Source organism: Peribacillus sp. P4_C12, from assembly GCF_056402095.1.
In genome coordinates this window covers 1-1447 of record NZ_JBFUIB010000756.1, presented here as the reverse complement: position 1 = coordinate 1447, position 1447 = coordinate 1, and the positions used below count along the sequence as shown (strand labels likewise).

General features: G+C 37.4%; 2 protein-coding genes. Both read right to left on the bottom strand.

From position 1 onward, the window contains the following. Window positions 1-30 precede the first annotated feature (30 nt). Window positions 31-375, bottom strand: coding sequence for a hypothetical protein (locus AC1DUW_RS28690; protein WP_477644168.1), 345 nt, complete (start codon window positions 373-375; stop codon window positions 31-33). A gap of 174 nt (window positions 376-549) precedes the next feature. Further along, window positions 550-975 carry a hypothetical protein gene (locus AC1DUW_RS28685; RefSeq protein WP_477644167.1) on the bottom strand — a complete coding sequence of 142 codons (426 nt, stop codon included), beginning with the start codon at window positions 973-975 and terminating at the stop codon, window positions 550-552. Between the last annotated feature and the right edge of the window lie 472 nt (window positions 976-1447).

The following is a 1447-nucleotide window of genomic DNA, read 5'->3' as shown; positions in this document are numbered from 1 at the left end:
GTTTTTCTTCCGTTCAGTGTAACGGTCACCTTACGAGCTTAGACCGTTTGACATTGTATATCTCAAGGGATACACTTTTTTTAAAAAGTTTTCTCTTACGTGATCTTTCCCAATAACTTGCTTTGTTCCTTTTAAAACTATCGTGAAACCAAGGTCGATTAAAACATTATTTGTCTGATTGCCCCCTGAGAGAGTGCTTAATTCTACCCCATTAGCTTCTTTACTTGCAATCTTTATTACATCTACTGGAAAATATCTATTGCCWTTGTATGCAAGTTCATATTTAAATGAAGGAAACATTTCCTCTTCTTCTACAATTTCAATAGCCTTCAATACATGTTCTCTCTTTATATTCTTTAACTTATTCTTTCTCATGGGGCATCACCTTAAATTTGATTAAATTGACAACTCCATCAAAGAAACGTATAGGTAAATGATACCATATTAATACAAAAAAGAGCAGCACACTTTAAATATTACTCTCACACAAAAACTTAGTGACCTACGTCTGTACCTACTATCCACAGTTCTAGTATATAGGAGGGGGATTTAATTTTTATATAAATTACACAATTTATATATTTGTACAAATTGTTCCTTCGTACACTGAACGAGGATTTTGTGCTCCTCGCCTTCTTCGTCGATCAAATAAATGTACGCAGTCGAGTTGTCTTTTTTCATTGCTCTGACAGCAACTTCAGCGATTGTACCGACTGATCCCACAAGTGCCGTACTAAGTATAGTACTACCATTAGCTTTACCGACGTTTCGATTTCCACTTTGTTCCCACTCAATCCGTGAAAGTGTGAAGTGCTTCTGTCCAAATGCCGTTGTGACCTTGACTTCGCCTGACTTCCTCCCCTTAATTACAGACATTCTATTAACGAGCCCTTTGCCTTCGACATTATCAGTTAATACGTGACCGCCTTCCAATACGCTGACCCGAAGTCTAAAAACCTGTTTCCAAAATCCCATAATAGTACCGTCCCTTTTCCTTATATTATCTTGTTTGTTATATGTACGCATCCGCCTACAAATGGGTTCATCTTTCTTTGCAGGCGCCGATTTTTTTATCAAAAAACCTTAGCCTTCCTCGTTTTTCTTCGGAAAGAATGATTCCGTAATCTGGCCGAAGTTCATCACAAGTGCTCCGATAATAAGTATTCATATGCACTACTAAGAAAATGACTATTGTAACAATAAAAGAAAATAAAGGAATTAAAGGATTCATCCAGGATTGCTTCGTCTAAAACTTCCGAATAAATTTCGGGAATTAACGCCAAATTTGCACCGCCTTATTTATTACGAAATATAATTGCGAATCGTCTTMGCCAATGATGATTACGTGATTTACTACTGCAAGACCGCTATCAACCGCTGTTGTTTAAGTCGTCCATGTCGAGGTCAATTTCGTCCTCACCAACGCAAATCTGCAGGATAGGTAGAG

Coding starts and splice junctions, on each gene's coding strand:
- AC1DUW_RS28685 (WP_477644167.1), bottom strand. CDS start 975: ATGGGATTTTGGAAACAGGTTTTTAGACTTCGGGTCAGCGTATTGGAA.